This window comes from Streptomyces sp. NPDC031426 (assembly GCF_055581585.1).
In genome coordinates this window covers 1-1,522 of sequence record NZ_JBVIJE010000109.1, presented here as the reverse complement: position 1 = coordinate 1,522, position 1,522 = coordinate 1, and the positions used below count along the sequence as shown (strand labels likewise).

General features: G+C 68.4%; 1 protein-coding gene. It reads right to left on the bottom strand.

Annotated elements, in window-relative coordinates:
• Positions 1-14: 14 nt before the first annotated feature.
• Complete coding sequence (locus ACZ5NH_RS45505) at positions 15-1,319, bottom strand: IS4 family transposase (RefSeq protein ID WP_468784371.1); 1,305 nt, start codon at positions 1,317-1,319, stop codon at positions 15-17.
• Positions 1,320-1,522: the final 203 nt, after the last annotated feature.

Here is a 1,522-nt window from a genome sequence, read left to right as displayed (position 1 = left end):
CAAGGCCATGAAGTTTATGGGCTGATGGGTGCTGTCAACAGGATGTCGATGCTGACGGTGGCCTTGTAGGTGTGTCGGTCGACGCGCAGGCTCTTGTAGGCATAGCGGGACATCGGACGCTTCACGGCGCGGGGACCGAGGCGCAGTCGGCGGGCGGGCATGAGGTTGTTGAGGACTGCTCGTCCGATGGCGCCCACGAGGTCGATGGTGGTGCCGGCGATCACGCCGGCTGCCTGGACGACCTGGTCGCGGGCGGTGTGGAGAGCGATGCTGAAGCTGGCCCGGTCCGGGTCGGCCCCGGGGACGGTGCTGGTGGCGTCGGCGATGGCGATCCTTATCGACTGGTAGACGGTCAGCAGGGCGTAGATTTCCTGCGCGATGCCCGGCAGGGTGCGGGCCCGCAGCACGCGTCGGCCGAGCACCGACTTCTTGATCGCGAAGTAGGCGGACTCCACTTCCCATCGCTCGTGGTACAGCCTGACCAGCTCGAAGGCTGGATAGCGGTGGGGATCGAGCAGGGTGGTGGCCAGGCGGTAGACGCCGCTGTGCCGTCCGGCGGTGGTGGCGATGGTGATCTCGCATTCGATGATGCGGACCTGAACCGTGCTGATCTGGGAGAGGAAGGAGCCGTCGTCGAACCGGTGCAGGACGGGCGGTTTGCGCGTTGCGGAGAGCCGGGCCAGAAAGTCGGCACTGGTGCCGGCCACGGCTTGGAGGAAAGCGTTGGTGGCAAAGCCTCGGTCCAGCAGTACGACCATGTCCTGGTGCAGTGAGCGCAGCAGGCGGCGTCCCAGGACGGGCTCGCCGGGTTTGCGGGGGCCGAAGACCGCGTCGATGACCGCGCGGGTGCCGCAGGCGACCAGGGCGACCAGCAGGACCTGCGGGTAGCCGGAGGCGGCGGTGTACTGGTTGGCTCCCTTGCCCAGCCGGGCGCGCACGTCTGCGTCGTCGGCGACGTCCAGGTACGTGCCGTCGATGGCGACCACCAGCAGTCCGGCCCAGCGGGTCCCGGCGGTGCGGACCGCCGAGGCCGGGCCGCGCAGCAGGTCGAACAGGGCCTGCAGCGGGCGTGCGCCGAGCCTGGTGCGGGCGTGCCACAGTGCGGTCGCGGTCACCGTCGGCAGTGGCAGGGCCTCAAGGGCGCCGGTCAGCTTGCGCCACACGGCCGGGTAGCCGCATTCCTCGAACAGTGTGGCGGCGAGCAGCAGGTAGACCACCACCCGGGCCGGCAGTTTCCGCAGCCGCTGCTGAACCGCCCCGCACTCGGCGAGGACCGCATCGACCATCTCGAAGGGCACGACCTGGGTTAACTCGCCCAGATGTCCCGGGGCGAAGACGCCTTCGGCTACCGTGATTTCACGGGTGATGACAGACTGTCCGGACAGCGGAGCCTCCGGTCTTTGTGAACGGCTTGTCTTGGCGGACGAGCCAGTTCTACCGGGGCTCCGCTTCTCGCGTCCGGCGTCTTTCCAGATCAGCCCTCACTTGCGGCCACGACCCGACCCGTAACTTCATGGCCTTG